The organism is Salinispora goodfellowii (assembly GCF_059570675.1).
The window spans coordinates 76351-96490 of record NZ_JCANTD010000007.1; the positions used below are offsets into that span (position 1 = coordinate 76351).

17 protein-coding genes, 2 tRNA genes and 1 pseudogene are annotated in these 20140 nt (G+C 69.9%); 5 read left to right on the forward strand and 15 right to left on the reverse strand.

Features of this window, described 5'->3' with window-relative positions; genetic code table 11:
* Nucleotides 1-40: 40 nt before the first annotated feature.
* Nucleotides 41-808: an SGNH/GDSL hydrolase family protein gene (locus T398_RS10240; protein ID WP_496446128.1), complete on the reverse strand. Its 768-nt coding sequence runs from the start codon at nucleotides 806-808 to the stop codon at nucleotides 41-43.
* A 244-nt stretch (nucleotides 809-1052) separates the two neighbouring features.
* Between T398_RS10240 and T398_RS10245 the strand changes: the two genes are divergently transcribed.
* The 3 genes from T398_RS10245 (at nucleotide 1053) to T398_RS10255 (ending at nucleotide 2642) form a co-directional block, all read left to right on the forward strand.
* The gene (locus T398_RS10245; protein ID WP_496446130.1) at nucleotides 1053-1478 is read left to right on the forward strand and encodes a CBS domain-containing protein; all 426 of its coding nucleotides are present in this window, start codon (nucleotides 1053-1055) and stop codon (nucleotides 1476-1478) included.
* A 79-nt stretch (nucleotides 1479-1557) separates the two neighbouring features.
* On the forward strand, nucleotides 1558-1986 hold the full coding sequence (locus T398_RS10250; protein WP_496446132.1) for a SufE family protein: 429 nt from the start codon (nucleotides 1558-1560) through the stop codon (nucleotides 1984-1986).
* Nucleotides 1987-2006: 20 nt separating this feature from the next.
* Nucleotides 2007-2642, forward strand: a complete 636-nt coding sequence (locus tag T398_RS10255) for a DsbA family oxidoreductase (RefSeq protein WP_496446133.1) — start codon at nucleotides 2007-2009, stop codon at nucleotides 2640-2642.
* Between the two features lie 107 nt (nucleotides 2643-2749).
* Here T398_RS10255 and T398_RS10260 read toward each other — a convergent pair whose 3' ends face one another.
* The gene (locus T398_RS10260; protein WP_496446135.1) at nucleotides 2750-2944 is read right to left on the reverse strand and encodes a hypothetical protein; all 195 of its coding nucleotides are present in this window, start codon (nucleotides 2942-2944) and stop codon (nucleotides 2750-2752) included.
* A 134-nt stretch (nucleotides 2945-3078) separates the two neighbouring features.
* Complete coding sequence (locus T398_RS10265) at nucleotides 3079-3438, reverse strand: hypothetical protein (protein WP_496446358.1); 360 nt, start codon at nucleotides 3436-3438, stop codon at nucleotides 3079-3081.
* 117 nt (nucleotides 3439-3555) lie between these two features.
* Here T398_RS10265 and T398_RS10270 point away from each other — a divergent pair, with 117 nt between their 5' ends.
* Entirely contained in the window at nucleotides 3556-8022 is a 4467-nt protein-coding gene (locus tag T398_RS10270; protein WP_496446137.1) for a cation-translocating P-type ATPase, read from the forward strand.
* Between the two features lie 3 nt (nucleotides 8023-8025).
* On the opposite strand, the gene T398_RS10275 is transcribed toward T398_RS10270, so the two are convergent.
* Nucleotides 8026-8979 (reverse strand): L-threonylcarbamoyladenylate synthase, encoded by a 954-nt coding sequence (locus T398_RS10275; RefSeq protein ID WP_496446360.1) that lies wholly within the window; start codon nucleotides 8977-8979, stop codon nucleotides 8026-8028.
* 137 nt (nucleotides 8980-9116) lie between these two features.
* Between T398_RS10275 and valS the strand changes: the two are divergent.
* Nucleotides 9117-11705 (forward strand): annotated as a pseudogene (valS, locus tag T398_RS10280) (valine--tRNA ligase); the annotation flags it as partial.
* A 130-nt stretch (nucleotides 11706-11835) separates the two neighbouring features.
* On the opposite strand, the gene T398_RS10285 reads toward valS, so the two are convergent.
* The 11 genes from T398_RS10285 to gyrA form a co-directional block, all read right to left on the reverse strand.
* A complete protein-coding gene (locus tag T398_RS10285) occupies nucleotides 11836-12129 on the reverse strand; it encodes a type II toxin-antitoxin system RelE family toxin (RefSeq protein WP_496446139.1) in 294 nt (97 codons plus the stop codon).
* 23 nt (nucleotides 12130-12152) lie between these two features.
* A complete protein-coding gene (locus T398_RS10290; RefSeq protein ID WP_496446140.1) occupies nucleotides 12153-12437 on the reverse strand; it encodes a type II toxin-antitoxin system Phd/YefM family antitoxin in 285 nt (94 codons plus the stop codon).
* A gap of 94 nt (nucleotides 12438-12531) precedes the next feature.
* Complete coding sequence (locus T398_RS10295; protein ID WP_496446142.1) at nucleotides 12532-13455, reverse strand: YybH family protein; 924 nt, start codon at nucleotides 13453-13455, stop codon at nucleotides 12532-12534.
* Nucleotides 13456-13519: 64 nt separating this feature from the next.
* On the reverse strand, nucleotides 13520-14506 hold the full coding sequence (locus tag T398_RS10300; protein WP_496446361.1) for a sigma-70 family RNA polymerase sigma factor: 987 nt from the start codon (nucleotides 14504-14506) through the stop codon (nucleotides 13520-13522).
* Nucleotides 14507-14568: 62 nt separating this feature from the next.
* Nucleotides 14569-15150, reverse strand: a complete 582-nt coding sequence (locus T398_RS10305; RefSeq protein ID WP_496446143.1) for a VOC family protein — start codon at nucleotides 15148-15150, stop codon at nucleotides 14569-14571.
* A gap of 241 nt (nucleotides 15151-15391) precedes the next feature.
* A tRNA-Ala gene (locus T398_RS10310) sits at nucleotides 15392-15464 on the reverse strand.
* Nucleotides 15465-15502: 38 nt separating this feature from the next.
* A complete protein-coding gene (locus tag T398_RS10315; RefSeq protein WP_018217793.1) occupies nucleotides 15503-15631 on the reverse strand; it encodes a DLW-39 family protein in 129 nt (42 codons plus the stop codon).
* A 151-nt stretch (nucleotides 15632-15782) separates the two neighbouring features.
* Nucleotides 15783-16154: a VOC family protein gene (locus T398_RS10320; RefSeq protein WP_496446145.1), complete on the reverse strand. Its 372-nt coding sequence runs from the start codon at nucleotides 16152-16154 to the stop codon at nucleotides 15783-15785.
* Between the two features lie 197 nt (nucleotides 16155-16351).
* A tRNA-Ile gene (locus T398_RS10325) sits at nucleotides 16352-16425 on the reverse strand.
* A gap of 130 nt (nucleotides 16426-16555) precedes the next feature.
* Nucleotides 16556-17494 (reverse strand): DUF3566 domain-containing protein, encoded by a 939-nt coding sequence (locus T398_RS10330; RefSeq protein ID WP_496446147.1) that lies wholly within the window; start codon nucleotides 17492-17494, stop codon nucleotides 16556-16558.
* A gap of 4 nt (nucleotides 17495-17498) precedes the next feature.
* A complete protein-coding gene (gene gyrA, locus T398_RS10335) occupies nucleotides 17499-20018 on the reverse strand; it encodes a DNA gyrase subunit A (protein WP_496446149.1) in 2520 nt (839 codons plus the stop codon).
* Between the last annotated feature and the right edge of the window lie 122 nt (nucleotides 20019-20140).

Sequence of the window (20140 nt, forward strand, 5' to 3'; positions counted from 1 at the left end):
CAGAACCAGGCGCGGTGGGCCCTGGGCGGAGCGAAGCCGGTCAGCCCTTCAACGGGGTCAGATCGGGGCGTTTGGCGGTGACCGTGTCGCCAGAGCTGCGACCGGTGAGGCGACGCGTCAGCCAGGGTGCCAGGTGCTGGGTGGCCCAACGGAGGTCGTCGGTGCGGGCCGTCAGCCACGGCCGGGGCAGCGGACGTTCGGGGACCAGCAACCATTCCTCGGCACAGCTGACCCCCAGCGCGGTCAGCACCTGGGCAGCCACCCGCCGGTGCCCGGCCGAGGAGAGGTGCAACCGATCGGTGCTCCACAGCATCGGATTCAGGTACGTGTCGTCGGCGTACAGGTCGACCAGGATCGCGCCATGCCGTTCCGCCGTGTCACCAACCGCCTGGTTGAGTAACTGCACCCGAGGGGAGACCAGCCGCTGCCCGGGTAGGCGGGCCATCACGTCGGCGAAACGGAACAGGAGCACGTCGGCCCCGCCAGCGCGTAGCCGCCCCACCACGTCGTTGAAGCGCGCGATCAGGACATCCGGGTCGAAGCTTCGCCGCAGCACGTCGTTCCCACCCGCCGCGAAACTGATCAGATCCGGCTGCATCGCCAACGCGGCGGGAACCTGCTCGTCCACCACCCGAGGAAAGAGCCGGCCGCGAACAGCGAGGTTCGCGTACCGGAAATCAGACCCGGCTTCCGCGGCGAGCCGGGTGGCCACCAGGTCGGCCCAGCCCCGAAAGCCGCCATCCGAGTACGTGTCGTTCAGGCCCTCGGTGAAGCTGTCCCCGACCGCCACAAAGCTGCGCCAGCCCACTACACCCTCCAGGGTAGGGAAGGACCCGTGTCTCCGCCTCCGGTAGCGGCGAGCCCCGCCTGAGAAGCGATAGTTTCTCACCAATGGTGCTTCTCGGGGTGCCCCCGGGCCGGAGCCGGGTGACATCGAGGCGGTGCCGAGTCGGAAAGCCTCTGGTCGAAGGGGTGACCGCAGAGGTAAGTGTAGTAAGGGAGAAACGGGGAACCGCGTCCCGAACGGGCTGGATCGCTGCCAAAGGAGTCCCATGACCAGTTTCCGGGTCAGTGACGTGATGACGAAGCAGGTCATCTACCTGCCGTTGGAGACCACTCTGGACGAGGCTGCACGGGTGATGAAAGAGGCCGACATCGGGGACGTGGTCGCGACCGACGGCGCCACGCTCGCCGGAGTACTCACCGACCGGGACATCGTGGTCCGGGCCGTCGCCCAGCGGAGCGACCCAGCCCAGACCACCATTGGCTCGATCATCAGCCGTGAGGTGGTGATGATCGAACAGAACTGCACCGCGGGCGAGGCGGCGGCCCTCATGCGGGAACGGGGCGTGCGGCGAGTACTGGTCTGCGACAACGAGCGAAAGCTGGTCGGCATCGTCTCCCTCGGTGACCTCGCCCTGCGGCTCGACCCCCAGTCGGCGCTCGGCCAACTCACCGGACAGGCCCCGCTGCCATAACGCGAACACGACCCGCCGCCATAGCGCGAACACGAGCCGCCGCCGTGGGGTGGAGGCGACCCGACGGTAGCCTGGCGGGATGCCCGAGATGCCTCCCCGGCTGGTCGAGATCGTGGACGAGTTCGCCACGGCACCCCGTGACATCGTGCTGGAACTGCTGCTGGAATACGCCGACGCCATCGGGCCGTTGCCGTCCGGGCACCCCGGTCGCGCGGAGCTGGAGCCGGTCCCGGAGTGCCAGACGGCACTCTTCCTACGCGCCCGGGTGACTCCGGAGGGCAGCGTCGAGACCATCTTCGACTGCCCGCCCGAGGCCGCCACCACCCGCGCCTTCGCGGGCATCCTCGCCGAAGGGCTCGCCGGCGCTCGGCCGGCGCAGGTGCTGGCCGTCCCCGACGACCTGTACCAGCGGATGGGGCTGGCCCAGGCGGTGAGTCCGCTACGGATCCGGGGCGGCACCGCGGTGCTGGCCCGACTCAAACGTCAGGTCCGGGAACAGACGGGCTGACTCCCGGGTTGCCTTCGGTTATGGAGATCGAAATCTACAGCGACCTGGTCTGCCCCTGGTGTTATCTGGGCAAGCGCCGGTTGGAGCGGGCGCTCGCGTCCTACGACGGCGCCGTGACCGTCAGCTACCGACCGTTCCAGCTCGACCCGGCGCCGGTACCCGAGCCGCTGCCGCTACTGGACGCGCTGGGCGCGAAGTTCGGTGGCCGGGAGCGCGCACGGCAGATGGCGGACCAGGTCACGCGGGCCGCCGCCGGAGACGGCATCGAGTTCGACTTCGACCGTGCGCTCGCGGCGAACACCTTCGACGCGCATCGGATGGTCGCCTGGGCGACCGAGCGGGACCGGGCCGCCGAGACGGTCGAGGCGCTACACCGGGCCCACTTCCGCGACGGCGTCGACATCGGCTCCCGACCGGCTCTGGCCACGATCGCGGGCGAGGTCGGCCTGGACGCCGCGGCAGCCCACACCTTCCTCGAATCCGACGGGCAGGTAGCCGAGGTCCGCGCCCGGCTGGCCACCGCGCGGGAACTCGGCATCACGAGCGTGCCGACCTTCGTTCTCGCCGGCCGGTACGCGGTGAGCGGCGCACAGGATTCGTCAGCTCTGCTCGCCGCCTTGACCGAGGCCCAGCGGCACCTGGCGACCGGTGCCTGATGAAGTACACCCGGCGACCGCCCCGGACATCGACCGCCCTGATGTTTCACGTGCAACAACATTGACAAACCCCGCCGCCCGGTGGCGCGGGTGCCGCTACCACCAGGTCAACTCCCGGCGACGTAGCCCTTCCTCTCCAACAGGGCCCGATCCCGGTGGGCAGCCAACTCCTCGGCCCGCTGGGCCTCGATCCGACGTACCTCCACCTCCTCCAGGGAGTGCCGGATCGCGAGGCGGATCACTCCGTACAGGAAGATGAACCCTCCGACGTACAGAACCACGGTGGTGACCAGGGCGAACATGAAGCCACCGTAGGTCTGTCCGAACCGGGCGGGGCGGTGGCCGCAGACGGGTTCCCCCATACGTGTCCAGCGCCCACCCACCCCGACCCGGCCCGGGAAAACCGAGGGTCGCCGGGTGCACCCCGCCAAGGCGATCAGGCGGTCTCCATCGCCTCCCCAAGCCCCTTGGCCAGCCCGGACAGATGCTGGTCGGCGAGCACGTGACCAGCGGTTACCACCAACGCCACCGGCCACTCGATGACCTGCAACAGGGTGAGCAGACCCACCCCCGCGTAGTACGCCAGCTTGTCCGGCGGCGGGATGGCCACCTCCCCCAGTACCGGCACCTCCACTCGGCGGGTGAACGTCCGGACCATGTCCCGACTCCCACTGAGATCCCGGGTCAACATACTCATCTCGACCTCCCAGAAACGGCGGTGACCGCCCTGGTCTTCCACCGTCGGCGCCCGCCATGCCGGCCTGACCGGTAGAACTTCACCGCTACTCAGGGGCATAACGGACGGCCGGGCGGGAAGCCAGACCGCCGGGACACACGGCGTGGGAGGCGGGATGGCGTACGGGAAGAGCGACACCGGGGAATCGCGCCGATACGAATACCGCCGTACGCCTCGATGATCCCGCTGGGACGCGTCGCTGGCAGCGTGCGCGTACCGGCCGTGCCAGAGCTGATGGGGCAGACGGCCCGCGGCCTCGGATCAGCCGCTGCCCGGGCCGCGCGGCTCACCGGGCTGACCCGCCGCCGGGTCTGGTCCCGCCACGGCCGACACCACATCGAGGTACACGGTGTCTGTCAGGACGGCGGGGAGCAGCTCGCCCGACAGGTCGAAGCGGCGCTGGAACGCGTACCCGGGGTGAGCTGGGCCCGGGTGAACGCCCCCTCGGGGCGGGTGGTGGTCGCCGTTGGTTCCCCCGAGCCGCGACTGCGCGATCTGATCGCCACCGTGGCCCGCGCCGAACGCGTCAGCCCGCACGAACCAGACCCGGAGATCCCACCGCCGCACCCCCCGGAGGAGGGCCCCCGCACCCCCCGTACGCTCGGCGCCCTCGCCTCCGACGCGCTCGGTCTGACGCTCTCCGCCGCCACCCGGATCCTGCCCTTCACCCCGGTGCCGGGGGAGGTCGCCGGCCTCCTCAACGCGATTGACCTACACCCGAGACTGCACGCCCTCGCCGACCGGGGAGTACGCGCCGACCCGCGTGCCGACCTCCTCTTCCCGCTGGCCGAGGCGGTGGCGCAGGGCCTCGCGGGCGGCTGGACCGGCATCGTCCTGGACAGCCTCCAGCGGGTGGTGCAGTGGGGCGAGGCACGGGCCCAACTCGCCGCGTGGACAGCGGCCGAACCCCGACTCACGGGCGCCCCGGGCCGGGCCGCTGCACCCGTCCTGCCCGCCGAACGACCCTGCCCGAAGCCGGATGGGCCGGCTGAGAAGTACGTACTCCGGATGCTCCACGCCGGCGCGGCAGCAGCCGCCGCCGCGACCCCGGTGGCCGGTCCGAAACGTGCCGCCGCACTCGGCCTCGCCACGCTGCCGAAGGCCAGCGGCGCCGGCCGAGAGGGGTACGCCGCACAGCTCGGTAGCCTGCTCGCGCGGCGCGGCGTCGTCGCCATGGACCGCCGCGCGCTCCGCGAACTCGACCGGATCGACACACTGGTGCTGGACGCCACGATCCTCGGCTCCGACCGCGGCCTCCTCAGCGACCTGGCGCCACTGGGCGACGCGGAGCTGGGCGAGGTGGGTGCGCGGGCGTTCGCCCTCTTCGACCCGGATCAGCCGACGGCGGTCCAGCACGGCGACGGCTGGGTTCTCGGCCCGCTGGACCGCCTAGAGGCGGCGAGCCCGGGCGACACCCTGCACAGCGACCGGCTTCGCGCCTCCGGCGGCCGACTCCTCGGCCTGGCACACGGCGGTCGGCTCGTCGCGCTGCTGCGGGTCGAGGCCGAGCCGACCCCCGACGTGGACCTCCTGCCGGCCGCCGCTCGACGCGCGGGGTTGCGGCTGGTCGTGGCGGACGACGACCCGGGCCGGTACGACTTCGCCGACATCGTCCTCGCCGGCGGCGTCCAGCTCACCGAAACCGTACGCCAGCTGCAACGCGACGGCGCGGTCGTAATGCTGCTCTCCGGTGCCCGGGGGGCGCTCGCGGCAGCCGACTGCGGTCTCGGCCTGACCATCGACGAGGAGCTGCCCCCCTGGGGCGCGCACCTACTGGTCGGAACCGACCTCGGGGCCGCCGCGCTGGTGGTCGAGGCAGCTGGGGTGGCCCGCCGGATGACGAGGCAGAACATCCGGCTGGGGCTCGGGGGCGCCGGTCTCGGTACGCTGTCCGCACTCACCGCCGCCCGCGAACAGCTTCCGGACCGGACCCAGGCCGCGGTCAACGGGACGGCGGCGTTGGCGTTCGCCCACGGCGTGTGGCGGGCCCACCACCTACCCAAACCGACTGAGGCCCCGGCCGGGCGGACGGCGGTCCCGTGGCATCTGATGCCGGTGGGAACCGTCCTCGACGAGTTGGGTAGCAGCTTCGACGGGTTGGATCCGACGGAGGCCGACCGCCGACACTCCGGCCAGGTCGCCGACGGCGGCCCGACTCCGACCCTGCTCCGCGCCTTCCTGGACGAGCTGGCCAACCCGTTGACCCCGGTCCTCGCCGCCGGGGCGGTGCTGTCCGCGTCGTTCGGCTCCCTGGTCGACGCCGCCCTGGTCAGCGGGGTGGTAGGCGGATCCGCCCTGGTCGGGGCGGTACATCAACGCAACACCGAACGGTCGCTGGCCGAGTTACTGTCCCGTACCGCGGTCACCGCCCGGGTCCGGCGGGGCGGCGCCGAGCAGCGGCTACCCGCCGACGACCTGGTCCCCGGCGACGTGATCATCCTGGAACCCGGTGACGCCGTACCGGCCGACTGCCGGATCCTCGAGGCCACGGGGCTGGAGGCAGACGAGTCCTCGCTCACCGGTGAGTCGTTGCCGGTTGGCAAGACCGACCGACCGGTGGCTGCGTCCGACATCGCCGACCGCCATTCGATGCTGTACGAAGGCACCACCGTCGCCGCCGGTCACGGTCAGGGGGTGGTTGTCGCCACCGGTACCGACACGGAGGCCGGTCGCAGCCTCAGCCTCGCCCGGCAGGCCCGACCCAGCGGCGGCGTCGAGGCGCGACTCGGCGGGCTCACCGGCTCGGCGATACCGCTCGCGCTCGGATCCGCCGTCGCGGTCGCCGGTGCCGGCGTCGCGCGCGGCGTACCGCTGGCGGAGACCGCCTCAACGGCCGCGAACCTGGCCGTCGCGTCGGTGCCCGAGGGGTTGCCGTTCCTGGTCAGCGCCGCGCAGCTAGCGGCGGCCCGGCGTCTGGCCGAACGCGGCGCCCTGGTGCGTAACCCTCGCACGATCGAGGCGTTGGGGCGCGTGGACGTACTCTGCTTCGACAAGACCGGCACCCTGACCGAGGGCCGGCTGGTGCTCTCCGGAGTCGGCGACGGTACTCGGTGCGCCACCGTTGACCGGCTCGACGACCACCTCCGCATGATCCTCGCGGTCGCACTGCGCGCCACTCCGGACGCCGAGGACCCGGAACAGCTTCCCGAGCAGGCCGACCGGGCGATCCGCCGGGCAGCCCAGGAGACCAACACGGTGGACCAGACCGGCGCCGAGGACTGGTGTCCCGCCGGCGGGCTTCCCTTCGAACCGTCCCGTGGCTACCACGCCACCGTCGGCACCTGCGATGCCGGCCTGGTCCTCAGCGTCAAGGGTGCCCCGGAGACCGTCCTGCCCCGCTGCCAGAATCGGCGGACCGAGGCCGGGGTGGCGCCGTTGGACGACGCGACCCGGGAGGCGGTCCAGCAGGAGCTACTCCGGCATGCCGGGGCCGGCCAACGGGTGCTGGCCCTCGCCGAACGGGTCGTGCCCGACGAGTCCATCGCTGACGACGACGTCCAGGACCTGACCTTCGTCGGCATCCTCGCGCTGGCCGACGGGATCCGGGCCAACGCCGCGCCGGCGGTGGAGAGCATCCGCCGGGCGGGGGTGCACACGATCATGATCACCGGTGACCATCCGGCCACCGCCGAGGCGATCGCCTCGGTGATCAGCCCCGGTGATGGGCAACGGGTGGCGACCGCCAACGACCTCGTGGACCTCGACGACGAGGCGCTGGCAGCCCGCCTGGTCACCACCGACATCGTGGCCCGGTGCACCCCAGCCCACAAGGTACGGATGATTCAGGCGCTCCGGACCTGTGGTCGTACCGTGGCGATGACCGGCGACGGCGCCAACGACGCACCCGCCATCCGCCTCGCCGACGTCGGCATCGCCCTTGGACAGCGCGGCACCCCCGCGGCTCGCGCGGCGGCCGACCTGGTGGTCCTGGACGACCGGCTGGAGACCATCATCGCCACCCTCGCCGAAGGGCGGGCCATGTGGTCGTCGGTCCGGCACGCGCTGAGCATCCTGTTCGGCGGCAACCTCGGCGAGATCGCGTTCAGCATCGTCACCGCCGCCGCTGACGGCCGATCCGCGCTCAACGGCCGGCAACTGCTGCTCGTCAACCTACTCACCGATCTGGCCCCCGCCCTGGCCGTGGCGGTCCGGCCACCCCCGCCGGAGCAGAGCGAGAACCTGCTCCGGGAAGGGCCAGACACCTCCCTCGGCGCCACCCTCAACCGGGAACTCGGCGTCCGCGCCACCTCCACCGCGCTCGGTGCCACCGCCGGCTGGGTGCTGTCCCGGTGGGCGGCGGCGTCACCCCGCCGGGCCGGCACGGTAGCCCTGGTGTCGCTGATCGGCACCCAGCTCGGCCAGACCCTGCTGGCCGGCGGCACCACCCGCGGCGTCCTGCTCACCACCGCCGGCTCGGTGGGGGTACTCGTACTGGTCGTGCAGACGCCCGGCCTCAGCCACTTCTTCGGCTGCACCCCGCTCGGCCCGATCGGCTGGACGATCGCCACCGGCTCCGCGGCCGGCGCCGCCCTCGCCAACGGCACGGTCGCCCGCCTGGTGGAGCAGCTACCGGCCCCACCCCGCCCCGGGGTGGACCTGCCCGACCTGCTCGCCCGCCTCCGCCACCGGGGGCAATGCAGCTAGCGGCTACGTCCAGGTCGCGGCGGCGCGGCGCAACCGGTCGTTGATCGCCCGGCCCACCCCCACCTCGGGCACCGGTTCCACCAGGATCTCGTCCACCCCGGCCCCGTCCAGTCGATGCAGCGCGTCGAACAACCGGGCCGCCGCCTCGGTCAGGTCGCCCCTGCTGGACAGCACCTCCACCGCCGCCCAGTCCCCCACCGGGCAGCCGCGGAAGCCCAGGAACCCCCGCCGGGACACGCCCCCATCCGCCGGCTCGACATCGGTGACAAACCGCAGCCGCGTACGCGGGGCGTAGTGCGCCGCCAGCGTCCCCGGTGCCACCGGCTGACCCGAACTGCCCGGCCGGACCAGCACCGGACCGACCGTCTCCTGAAGCGACTCCACCGGCAGCGCGCCCAACCGCAGCACCACCGGACGGTCGCCCCGCGCGTCCACGATCGTCGACTCGATCCCACACCGGGTCGGCCCGCCGTCGAGCACCACGTCAACGGCCGCCCCCAGCCCCGCCACCACATGCTCGGCCCGGGTCGGGCTGAGCTGACCGAACCGGTTCGCGCTCGGTGCCGCCACCGGCACCCCGGCCGCTGCGATCAACTCGCGCGTCGCCGCGTGGTCCGGCACCCGCACCGCCATCGTCTCCAGCCCGGAGGTGACGATCGGCGGGATCACCGCCGGCCGGTCCACGATCAGCGTCAGCGGTCCGGGCCAGAACCGCTCGGCCAGCACCGCCACCGCCGCCGGCACCGTACCCACCAGCTTCTCCAGCTCCGCCGCCTCAGCCAGGTGACTGATCAGCGGGTCGAAGCTCGGCCGCGCCTTGGCCGCGAAGATCCGAGCCACCGCCGGGGCGTCCAGTGCGTTCGCGCCCAGGCCGTACACCGTCTCGGTGGGCAGGGCCACCAGACCACCGGCGCGCAGGACGGCAGCGGCCTCGACAACACCGCTGTCAGCGGGCAGTACTCGCGGCGTGCTCACGCCTCGACGCTAGCCTGCCGGACCCGCTCCCCCGTCGCCGACCCGATCAGCGTGCAGAAATCACTGGACCAACGACATACAGTCGGACAGTGACCGAGAACACCACGAAGCGTTTAGCCGTGCCGGCCAAGGCGTCCCTCGAGGGCATCGAGCAGGTCTGGTCGCGGGTATGGGAGCAGAACGACACCTATCGCTTCGACCGCTCGGTAACCCGGGACGAGGTCTACTCGATCGACACCCCGCCGCCGACGGTCAGCGGGGCGCTGCACGTCGGTCACGTCTTCTCCTACACCCACGCCGACGCCATCGCGAGATTCCAGCGGATGCGGGGCCGGGCGGTGTTCTATCCGATGGGATGGGACGACAACGGTCTGCCCACCGAGCGGCGGGTGCAGAACTACTACGGGGTGCGGTGCGACCCCTCCCTGCCGTACGACCCGGGCTACACGCCACCGGCCGAGCCCCCGAGCCGGCCGCAACCGATCTCCCGGCGTAACTTCGTCGGGCTGTGCCGGAACCTCACCGAGCTGGACGAGCAGGCGTTCGCGGCCCTCTGGCGGCACCTGGGCCTCTCCGTCGACTGGTCCCTGACCTACTCGACGATCGATGACCGGAGTCGGGCGATCTCCCAGCGGGCCTTCCTCTGTAATCTGGGCCGGGGTGAGGCGTACCTGGCGGACGCCCCGACCCTTTGGGACGTCACCTTCCGCACGGCCGTCGCGCAGGCCGAGTTGGAGGATCGCGAGCGCCAGGGAAACTACTACCGGCTCGCCTTCCACTCGGCGACCGGAGACAAGATCTACGTCGAGACCACCCGGCCCGAGTTGCTGCCGGCCTGCGTCGCGCTCGTCGCCCACCCGGATGACGAACGGTACCGACATCTGTTCGGCAGCACCGCCGGCACGCCGCTCTTCGGTGTCCCGGTGCCGATCAGGGCGCACCCGCTGGCTCAGCCGGACAAGGGCTCCGGAATCGCGATGATCTGCACCTTCGGCGACCTGACGGACGTGCTGTGGTGGCGGGAGCTGGCCCTACCGACCCGGCCCGTGATGGGCCGCGACGGCCGCCTGCTCCCCGAGCCACCACCCGGGGTCGTCAACGCCGACGCGGTGGCGGCGTACCGGATGCTCGCCGGCCTGACCGCGTTCTCCGCGAAGGCGAAGATCGTGGAGCTGCTGCGCGCCGCCGGGAATCTCGAGACCGAGCCCCGCCCCACCACCCAGGCGGTCAAGTTCTACGAGAAGGGCGACAAGCCACTCGAGATCGTCACCACCCGACAGTGGTACGTCCGCAACGGTGGTCGGGACACCGCACTGCGGGCCGCGCTGGTCGGCCGGGGACGCGAGCTGACCTGGTCCCCCGAGTTCATGCGCAGCCGGTACGAGAACTGGGTCGAGGGTCTCTCCGGGGACTGGATCATCAGCCGGCAGCGTTTCTTCGGTGTGCCGATCCCGGTCTGGTACCCGCTCGACGACTCGGGCGAGCCCGACTACGAGCACCCCATCCTGCCGGACGACGCGGCGCTGCCGGTTGACCCCAGCAGCGACGTCCCGACCGGCTACCAGGAGACCCAGCGCAACCGACCGGGCGGTTTCATGGCGGACCCGGATGTGATGGACACCTGGGCCACCTCCTCGCTCACCCCGGAGATCGCCGGCGGGTGGACGGTCGACGACGACCTCTTCGCCCGGGTCTTCCCGATGGACCTCCGTCCGCAGGCGCACGAAATCATCCGGACCTGGTTGTTCGCCACCGTGCTCCGGTCGCACCAGGAGTTCAACCGCCTGCCGTGGAACACCGCGCTGCTGTCGGGCTGGATCCTGGACCCGGACCGCAAGAAGATGTCGAAGTCCAAGGGGAACACGGTCACGCCGATGGCTCTCCTGGAGGAGTACGGCTCCGACGCCGTCCGGTACTGGGCGGTCAGCGGCCGGCCGGGCACCGACACGGCCTTCGACACCGGTCAGATGAAGATCGGCCGCCGACTCGCCATCAAAATCCTGAACGCCACCAAGTTCGTGCTGCGGTTCGGCTCCCCGACGTTGTTGGCACCCCACGTGGCGCAGGTGACCGAACCGCTCGACCGTTCGATGCTGGCCCGCCTGGCCTCCGTCGTCGACTCCGCCACCTCGGGGTTCGCCCAGTACGACTACACCCGGTCCCTCGAGTGCACGGAGCAGTTCTTCTGGTCGTTCTGCGACGACTACCTGGAGTTGGTCAAGGAGCGCGCGTACGGGGAGCCGGACGATCCCGCCATCCGTTCGGCCCACGCCGCGCTCGCGCTGGCGCTGCACACGCTGCTGCGACTCTTCGCGCCGATGCTGCCGTTCGTCACCGAGGAAGCCTGGTCGTGGTGGCAGGAGGGTTCGGTGCACCGGGCGTCGTGGCCGGCCCGGCAGGAGCTCGTCAGCCCCGGCGATCCCACCCACTCCGCCGAGGTCGGTGATTCCGCAGCCGCCAGCGGTTCCACCGAGGCCGGAACGGAGTTACTCGGACTCGCCGCCGAGGTGCTTGCCGCCATCCGCCGGGCGAAGTCCGAGGCGAAGCAGTCGATGCGGGTGCCGGTAGCCCAACTCACCCTCCGCGGGCGCCCGCGCGACCTCGCCGCCTTCGCTCTGGTCAGCCGGGATGTTCGAGCAGCGGGGGTGGTGCGGGAGGTCGACACCGCCGAGGCGGACACGCCGTTGACGCCGGAGATCACACTCGGCGGACGGGCCCGGGCTGAACCTGGGCCCGACGGTGATGCTGCGCACCGAAGCATGCGCAACCAGGGCAGCTGTTGACCCGCTGAGACAGGAGGTGGGGCGAGCTCGGGGTACAGCCGGATCGATACGTGCCCTACGAGCGGTAGGCGTCGCGCCGATGGCGGATCGAGTGGATCTCCCCGACTCTCTTGGCCTCGTTGATCCGGTAGATGATTCGGTACGTGCCACGGCGGGCGGAGTGAAAGCCGTCGAAGGGTTCGTCCAGTGGCTTGCCAATACGGTAGGGGCTGATCGCGATCGCATGCTGGATGGTCTCCGTCGCCGCGATCGCCACCTCCAACGGCAGGTCCTCGTGCAGGTTGCGCCGCGCCTGTCGGGAGAACATCACCGTGTAGGAGCTGGACGGTTCGGCGGTGCCGTCGTCCACCGCTCTGATGCCTCGTGGGGGCATCAGGCGGCCCTGCTCCGACGCCGCTCCAGCTCCGCGCGAGCCTCATCCATCGAGAACGTGTCGCCGGCCTCGAAATCCTCCCGCGACTGACGCAGGTCGGCGAGGGCTTCATCGTCGGAGAGCAGATCCAGCGTTTCCCGCATCGACTCGTACTCGGCTACCGAGATCAGCATGACGTCGGCGCGGCCGTTGCGGGTGATTGTGAAGTGATCGTGCTCTCGGGCGACCCGGTCGGCAAGTTCGGCGATCCGAGCCTTAGCTTCGGTGATCGGTATGGTCTCCATAACAGCCACTATAGCGACCGGTCAGAATAATGACCGGCCGCTCTAGTCTTGACCCGCTGAGCTCGGGCCCGCCGGGCTGGCCGCGCCGTTCACGTTACGGGCGTAGGTCCGTCCTGGCGGCGCCGGTGACCGGGTCGAAGGGGTAGGAGAGGTGCTGGTGGGTCATCAGCCAGGCGCCGTCCCGGCGTTGGAAGATGCGGGTCCCGCGGGACCAGGTGTCCACTGACTGGCTGCCGGCGGACACCTCGACGTGGTTAAGCCCCCAGGCGACGGCGAGATCACCGTTGACCAGGATTTTCAGGTCGGGAACGTGCCAGGTGACGCGGCTGTCGCCGGCCGCGTCGAGCCCGGCTTTGCAGACCTCGCGGACAGCCTCGACACCGATGCACTGCAGCACCTGGTCATGCTCGTAGGAGACGACGTCGTCGGCGATGGGGGCCATCAGGCCGTCGAGGTCTTTGGCGGCGGTGCTGGCGAACCAGCGTTGGTGCAGCCGGCGCAACTCCTGCTCGGCCTCAGCATGCTTCTGTTCGGCCTCAGCATGCTCCTGCTCGGCGGCAGCGTGGCCCTGCTCGGCGGCGGCGCGGTCCTGGTCCGGAGCGGGGTCGGCCGCGGTGGACCCGTCGGTGAGCGGAAACGAGTGATGCTCGTGAACAATGACCCACCGGCCGGCCTGCTTGCGCAGACCGAACGTCAGCCGCAGCCGGTTTTCGGGATTGTCGGCGAAGTCACGCTCGGTGCCGCAGCGCAGCAGGGCGTACGCGAAGGCGACATCCTCGCCCGCGGTGACCTCCAGCGACTCGATATCGAACGAGGCCCCCTGGGCCTGCCAACGGAAGAATGGTGGCCAGGTCTCGCGGTAGGCGTCGAGACCCCGCACCCCCTGCTGCGGCGGCGGCACGTCGAACATCACGATGTCCTGCGTGTGGTCGGCAAGGACTCCGGTGAGATCGCCGTGGTGGACCGCTTCGGCCCAGCGCTCGATCAGGGTACGGATCTGCTCCTCGTTACTAGCCATGCTCGGCTCGGTCCTTCCGGGTTGATGGGTCCGTCAGGACTACAACCCGGGCCAGTCCGCAAAATCATCGCGCGCCGAGAAAATTCTCTTCCCACAGCTGGGCCGGCAGGCCGAAGGTCGGGAAGTCGGCGTCCAGGAACGAAACCACCTCGGCCACCTTCCGCCCGCGCAGGGTCAGCACATCCAGACCCGCCGGGACGTACGCGCCCCGCTCCTCGCTCCACAGGTAGGTGCCGAACGCGAGCTGCCCGTTCGCCCACGCCGGCACGAACCGCCAGCGACGCCGCGGCACCGCCTCGACCAGGAACCCGCGGATGTCTACCGGGCCGGCGTACCACCTGGTCAGCGGCGGCATCGAGTACCGCGCGTCCTCGGTCAGCATCGCCACGATCGCGTCAACGTCACCCGCCTCCCAGGCGGTCACGTACCGCCGGGCCACCTTCCGTTGTTCCGCGTCGCCGAGCGTCTGCAAGGTCTGCTGTTGGCTGCGCTCGGGGCGCAGCTTCCCGACGACCTTGCGGGCCCGCTGCAGAGCGCTGTTGACCGCGGCCACCGTGGTGCCCAACACCTCAGCGACCTCACCGGCGGTGTAGCCGAGCACGTCGCGCAGCAACAGCACCGCTCGCTGTGACGCCGACAGATGCTGCAAGGCGGCGACGAACGCCAACTCCACGTTCTCCCGCGCCACGACGCGGGCTTCGGGACTCAGCCGCGCCGTCCAATCCATCAGCCGATCGGGGTACGGCTCCAGCCACGCCGCCTCGGTCAGCGGCGCACCGCCCGGACTCAGATCCGTGGGCAACTCGCGCCGACCCCGACGCTCAATAATCGTCAGCGACCGGTTCGTCGCAATCTTGTACAGCCATGGCCGAATCGACCCGTGATCGTCGAAGCGATTCAGGCTGCGCCACGCCCGATCCAGGGTCTCCTGGACCGCATCCTCCGCGTCATGGACCGACCCCAGCATCCGGTAGCAGTGGACGCGGAGCTCATCCCGCAGCGGCCCCACCACACGGCCGAAGGCATCGCCGTCACCGGCCCGCGCCGCCACCAACTGCGTCGCAGCAGCCCCTCCTGCCCGACTCGAACTGCTCCCGCGATCTCCGGCATCGCTCACCAGCGCCACGCTACATCGACAGCAGAAGATCCTGCGTCATCCCGGATTCGAGAGAGCTCGCCGCTGGGCTCGGTGTCCAGCCGCGGCATCGCCTCCACGAGGCTTCGGTGGATGTGGGCGAGGTCGGGGTCGGACCATTCGGTGGCACCCGGGTCGCGGCCACCACCGCCATCCCAGTCCAACTCCGGGGCCTCGGCGTGCTGGTGCACCCACCACAGGTTGCCCCACGGGTCACGCATCCGAGAAAAGACCGTGCCGAAAAAGTCGGTCGGCCGAGTGACGATCCGCGCGCCACGCTGCACGGCCCGTGCGAGCACGCTGTCCACGCTGTCGACGTAGATCTGAGTCAGTTGCGGCAGGAACGGCCAGCCCGGCTTTCGCTCGCCGAACATCAAGGTCGTACCGCCGATCTCGAGCTCGGCATGCAACAACAGACCGTCGATGTCTACAGTACGGGCCTCGAGGTGCTCTGCGCCCCCGAACGCCTCCCGCAGGAAGGTCATCAGCCCGTCGGCATCGTGGACGACAAAGAACGGATTCAGTGTGGAGAACCCGGTCGGGGTGGCGATGGCGTTCATGTGTCGTCCTCGACGTAGGCACGCCAGCCTGTCCGGATCTCGGGAATGGGCGAAGCCCGCTGTTCCCACACATACCGATGGTAGTCGATCATGTTGGGGGCTGCGTGCGCTTCTGGCCGCGCTACGAGCGCCGCCGTGAAGCGGTCAGCAAGACCAAATCAGCCGCCGGACCAGGTGGGGTGTGCCGGATGAGTCCCCGACGATCTGAAACTAGATCACGCCTGGTCACAGGCTTGGAAAGTGGAGCCCAGGGGACTTGAACCCCTAACCCCTGCCTTGCAAAGGCAGTGCTCTGCCAGTTGAGCTAGGGCCCCGGAAGCGGTCCGTGTCGCCGAACGCGGGCCAGTACGAGTCAGCGCAGGTCGGGCGCGTTGGTGGCCTCATGCCAGAGGGCACGCTCGTCGTTGGTTTCCTTGACTCGCTTGACCACGACTGCCGCCACACCGACAATACCGACGAGGATCAGCAGCTTCTTGAACATTAGGGCGACCCCTTACGCTCGACAGTGCCGTCGGACCTACCCGAGGACCGTATCAGCCGGAAGCAAGGGGGCGGTAAACGGGCCCACCGATGCAGTGCCCCCTGGACGACTCAGCACCGTATCCCGCCCCCAGCCGACGCCGCGGGACCGATCACTCCGGCCGGTGGCAGACCGCCTCGACGTTGTTGCCGTCCGGATCGCGGACGAAAGCACCGAAGTAGGTCGGGTGATATTCCGGCCAGACTCGGGGCGCGTGCAGCACCTCCGCCCCGAGTGTCACCGCGGCGTCATGGAACGCCTGCACTGCAGCCCGGTCCGGCGCGGTGAAGGCGATGTGCGCCTCGGCACCCCCGGTCGCACCACGCAGCGGGCGGCTGAGCCAGAAGTCAGGAGTGCTGCTGCCGTAGCCGACCGCCTCCGGGAACTCCATCAGGCGGCGCCCATCAAGTGGGGCCAGGACAGCATCATAGAAGGCGAGACTGGCGTCGAAATCACGAACCTGAATGCCAAGATGGTTGAGCACCGGACCCCCTCGAAGACGAACCGGCCCAGGGCAACCGGGCTGGACAGAGCATCGAACGGCGCCAGACTAGGAGTGGGGTACGACACTCCCGCCACGCATGCCGCGGTGCTGGCGTCTCGCCGCTGGTGCGGCGGGGGAAACTGTAATCGACGCTACGAAAAAGCTCGGCCCCCAGAATGTGAGGACCGAGCTGGAGGTGGGGCTAGCTGGAATCGAACCAGCGACCTCAGAGTTATCAGCTCTGCGCTCTAACCGACTGAGCTATAGCCCCGTGTTGCGACGAGCAAGGTTAACCCATCGGGCCTACCGCCCCAAAATCGGGGTGGCTCCGGGCGCGCTCCCGGACCAGGCGGGTGCGGGTGCCCGGGTCGCCGTCGGCGACCCGGGCACCGCTGACGTACTCAGTCGCGCTCGGCGAGCGTCAGCTCGACACCGCCCACCAGGTCGGCGCAGACGTTGTATACGAACGCACCCAGCGTTGCCAGTGCCGTGAACAGCACGACGTTGACCAAGCCGATCAACGCAGAACTCAGAATCACGCCACGGGCGGTGATCTGGAAGCCGTTGGCGCTCTGCCCGCCGCCCGCGTTGACCAGGTCACTCAGGCTGTCGTTGACGCTGGCGAACACGCCCATCGCGTCCAGCGCCAGATACAGCACCGAGGTCGCGACCACGACGACGATGAAGAGCACCACCGAAACGGCGAAGGCGAACTTCATCACCGACCACGGGTCGATCCGCCGCAGGTTCAGCCGGGCCCGACGCGGGCCGCGAGACGCGGCCGAGCTGACCGCGGTACGCGCGGCGCGTACCGCCTCGCCGACGCGCGCCGCGCCGACGGCCGCCACTCCGCCGATTCCCGGCGGGAGGCCGCCGCCCTGGGGTTGGCCAGCGGAGTTCGGCTGTGCTCGGGCGAACCCGGTGACCCGCGGCTGACTTCCGGTGTCACCAGGTCGGGGGACGCTGTTCACGCCGCCCAGGGCGGCCGCGCTCCCGGCCGCCGCGCTGGTCTTACCAGCCGCCACGCCGGTCTTCCCAGCGCCACCGGAGGTCGGTACCTGGGCAGTCCCGGCCGTCTTCTTCTCAGCGGCGGCACCATCGGTAGGCGGCGACTCAGCCTTCGTGGCCGTAACCGGTTCCTCGCTGGATTCGGGCTCCTTGTCCGGCGGCGGGGCCATCCCCGGAGCTCTGGTGAACTTGGGGGCCGGCACGTCGGCGGGGACGGTGGCCCGGCCCACTGCCGCACGGCTGGCGGCTGAGGCACCGCTCGTGGCGCCGTCCTCGTCGACCGGGTCAGCCGAGTTCCCCGCGTTCCCCGACTTCGCCTGTGTCTCCGTCATGCAACTAGTCCTGTTCGTCAGGCTCGTCGGCATTGCGAGCAATCGCCACGATGGTTACGCCATCCGGAAGGTCCATCAGCTTGACCCCCATTGTGTTCCGGTCGCGCGTACGGCGTACAGGCTTCACCGGAGTCCGAATGACACCACCGTTACTGGTGATAGCGAAGAGCTCGTCGTCCGGGTCGATCACCACAGCACCGACCAGACCACCGCGCCGTTCGGTGATCTTCGCAGTCAGCACGCCCTTACCTCCCCGGCCCTGGACCGGGTATTCCTCGATCGGAGTACGTTTCGCGTAACCACCGTTGGTGGCCACCAGGACGTCCAAGCCGTGCCGGACGACCTCCATCGCGAGCAACTCGTCGTCCTCGCTGAACCGCATCCCGATCACGCCCGAGGTAGCCCGCCCCATTGGCCGCAGCGCCTCGTCGGCGGCGTTGAACCGGATCGCCAGGGCGTTCTTCGACACCAGCAGGAGATCCTGCTCCGGCGCCACCAGGGCAGCGCCGACCAGTTCGTCGTCCTCGCGCAGGTTGATCGCGATGATGCCGCCGGACCGGTTGGAGTCGAACTCCTCAAGCCTCGTCTTCTTCACCACTCCGTTCTTGGTGGCCAACACCAGGTAGGGGGCGACCTGGTAGTCGGAAATCTCGATGATCTGTGCGATCTGCTCGTCTGGCTGGAAGGCGAGCAGGTTGGCCACGTGCTGGCCCTTGGCCACCCTACTGGCTTCCGGGAGCTCGTACGCCTTGGCCCGGTACACCCGACCCTTGTTGGTGAAGAACAAAATCCAGTCGTGCGTCGAGCACACGAAGAAGTGGCTGACGATGTCGTCCTGCCGCAGGGAGGCGCCGCTGACCCCCTTGCCGCCCCGCCGCTGCGAACGGTACGCGTCCACCTTGGTGCGCTTCGCGTACCCGGTTCGGGTGATGGTGACCACGACGTCCTCGCGGGCGATCAGGTCCTCCATCGAGACCTCGCCGTCGAACGGAATGATCTGGGTACGCCGGTCGTCGCCCCACTTCGCGACGATCTCGCCCAGCTCCTCCGAGACGATCCGCCGCTGCCGCTCGGGCTTCGCCAGGATGTCCTTGAAGTCGGCGATCTCCAGCTCCAGCTTCGCCAGGTCGTCGAGGATTCGCTGCCGTTCCAGCGCGGCCAGCCGGCGCAGCTGCATGTCCAGGATCGCGGTCGCCTGGATCTCGTCGATCTCCAGCAACCGGATCAGGCCCTGCCGCGCGTCATCCACCGTCGGCGAGCGCCGGATCAGCGCGATCACCTCGTCGAGGGCGTCCAGCGCCTTGGCCAGACCCCGCAGGATGTGCGCCCGCTCCTCGGCCTTACGCAGCCGGTACGCCGTCCGCCGACGGATCACCTCGATCTGGTGATCGACGTAGTAGCGGATGAACTGGGCCAGGTTGAGCGTGCGCGGTACGCCGTCCACCAGCGCCAACATGTTCGCGCCGAAGGTCTCCTGCAGCTGGGTGTGCTTGTAGAGGTTGTTCAGCACCACCTTGGCGACCGCGTCGCGCTTGAGCACCAGCACCAGCCGCAGGCCGGTACGTCCGGAGGACTCGTCCCGGATGTCGGCGATCCCGCCGAGCTTCCCCTCCTTGATCAGCTCGGCGATCCGCTCGGCGAGGTTGTCGGGGTTCACCTGGTACGGCAGCTCGCTGACCACCAGCGCCGGCCGGCCCCGCTTGTCCTCCTCGACCTCGACCACGGCGCGCATCCGGATCGAGCCACGACCGGTGCGGTACGCGTCCTGGATCGCCGCCTGGCCGACGATCAGGCCGTGGGTCGGGAAGTCCGGTCCCTTGACGATGCCCAGGAGGGCTTCCAGGGTGCTCGCCTCGTCGGCCTCCGGGTGCTCCAGGCACCACTGCACCGCCGCACCGATCTCCCGCAGGTTGTGCGGCGGGATCTTGGTGGCCATCCCGACCGCGATGCCTTCGGAGCCGTTGACCAGCAGGTTGGGGATCCGGGACGGCAGGATCGTGGGCTCCTTGGCCCGGCCGTCGTAGTTGTCCTGCAGGTCGACGGTGTCCTCGTCGATGTCCCGCAGCATCTCCATCGCCAGCGGTTGGAGCTTGCACTCGGTGTACCGCATCGCCGCGGCCGGATCGTTACCCGGGGAGCCGAAGTTACCGTTGCCGTCCACCAGCGGGTAGCGCAGCGCCCAGGGCTGGGCCATCCGGACCAGCGCGTCGTAGATCGCCGAGTCACCGTGTGGGTGGAACTGGCCCATCACGTCGCCGACCACCCGGGAGCACTTCACGTACCCCCGGTCGGGCCGGTACCCCGAGTCGAACATCGCGTAGAGGATCTTGCGGTGGACCGGCTTCAGCCCGTCCCGGACGTCCGGCAGCGCCCGCCCGACGATCACGCTCATGGCGTAGTCGAGGTAGGAACGCTGCATCTCCACCTCGAGCCCGACCGGCTCGATCCGGTCGTGCGCCACGACGGCGCCGGCGGTCTCGGGAACGTCAGGCTCGTTCGGTGTGGACTCGGGGGTATCGGTCACTTGTTATCCCTTATCAGACTCAGAGTCGCTTTTGTGCTGTGGATAACCGCTGTGGAAACTGGCCTGGCTGTGGATAACTCTGTGGATTCACCGAGTCGCGCCGCGGGCGCCGGACCAGACCC